The 1,407-nt window shown below is 30.7% G+C and carries 2 protein-coding genes; one reads left to right on the forward strand and one right to left on the reverse strand.

Annotated elements, in window-relative coordinates; genetic code table 11:
- Positions 1-487 precede the first annotated feature (487 nt).
- Positions 488-817: a YkvA family protein gene (locus AC1DJR_RS29715; protein ID WP_044439596.1), complete on the forward strand. Its 330-nt coding sequence runs from the start codon at positions 488-490 to the stop codon at positions 815-817.
- 247 nt (positions 818-1,064) lie between these two features.
- On the opposite strand, the gene AC1DJR_RS29720 is transcribed toward AC1DJR_RS29715, so the two are convergent.
- The gene (locus AC1DJR_RS29720) at positions 1,065-1,277 is read right to left on the reverse strand and encodes a hypothetical protein (RefSeq protein WP_000416118.1); all 213 of its coding nucleotides are present in this window, start codon (positions 1,275-1,277) and stop codon (positions 1,065-1,067) included.
- Between the last annotated feature and the right edge of the window lie 130 nt (positions 1,278-1,407).

Consider the following 1,407-nt stretch of genomic DNA (forward strand, 5'->3'; position numbering starts at 1 on the left):
AAACGGAACAAAATGTGAACATGGTCTTCATCGTAATTCCTTTTGGCTCAAGTAACAGAATGATTATTATTATCCAATTTCGTTGTCTTACGGTATATTCCCTCCTTATCTACGACAGATTGTATCGTAAGACAACGAGAAACAAACATTCGCCCTCAAAAAATTGTTATGAATGAAACAAAGGTGTTTGGTCTATTGACTGACGGCAATTCATCTCCATCTGAATTGTTGGGTTTCACCCGTAACACAAATCAGATGGAGTCTTTTTTCCGAAAGGGATAAACAAATCATACACATACATTTTACTGTGCATACTTATATAACAAAACACTGTGAGTCGTTACATAACCAACATTCTATTATTTCAAACAGGTAATTCACTATTTTTATGGAATTATACAAAAAGAAAAACAATAAAGTTGATTATTTCCCTACTTCTTTGTCTATCCTTTTAAAGAATCTATGTTTTTGTAAAAGGAGTGTTTATATGGAGAAACAGACACTTTGGAAAAAATTCAAAAAAAGCTCAGCAAACCTCGGGAAATCAAGCGTATATGAAAGTATTATTTTATACTACACAATGAGAAAAAAAGGGTTACCTACTAAAGCGAAATTCATAATATTAGCTGCTTTATCTTATTACGTATTAGCAATCGACTTCATTCCAGATATAGCTGCTATTATTGGGATTGGCTTATTAGATGATGTTTTAGCAATCGCTGTGGCGCATAAATATGTTATGCGACATGCTGATGCTGAAATTAGAGAAAAGAGTAAAATAAAAATGGAATCATTATTTACTTCAGCACACATTTAACGAAGAAAGATAGGCTCTTACTTGTCTTTTCTCACTGCCTAACCATCATCTATAGCTTTTAAACAAATGATTTGAACAGTGTTAATACAGAAAAAAGAACTAAAATAWTMTTTTAGTTCTTTTTTGTCAACTCAATTTATTTTTGAACAATAGTTAAAAGAGCCTATTTTAATTTACCAACTAAAACAGGCTCTTTACTAATTTAAATTTACAAGATCATCATCATTTTACGCTATACTTTGCTACTTCAACAACATTTCTCTTTCATCGCTTTCATCATAGACATAGTAGTCTTCATCATTTCATCACATTCATTCATTTTCACCATCATTGCCTTATCCATTTCTACATCCATTTGCATCATGTTATTCATCATCATTTTCATACACTTCATTTCACACATCATTTTTTCCATAGACATCATCATGTTTGTTGTTTCTACCATCATAGTTTTTTCCATATTAACATCCCCCTAGAATTTTTATGTTACAAGTATAAAAATTCCTTTTCGTTTTTCTAAAACCTTCTTAGTTTACCTCATACAAATATTTATCAATATATTTCCCTCTCAATTCGTCATTGATTAACTT

The organism is Bacillus sp. 05T31 (assembly GCF_056396725.1).

Coding starts and splice junctions, on each gene's coding strand:
- AC1DJR_RS29715 (WP_044439596.1), top strand. CDS start 488: ATGGAGAAACAGACACTTTGGAAAAAATTCAAAAAAAGCTCAGCAAAC.
- AC1DJR_RS29720 (WP_000416118.1), bottom strand. CDS start 1,277: ATGGAAAAAACTATGATGGTAGAAACAACAAACATGATGATGTCTATG.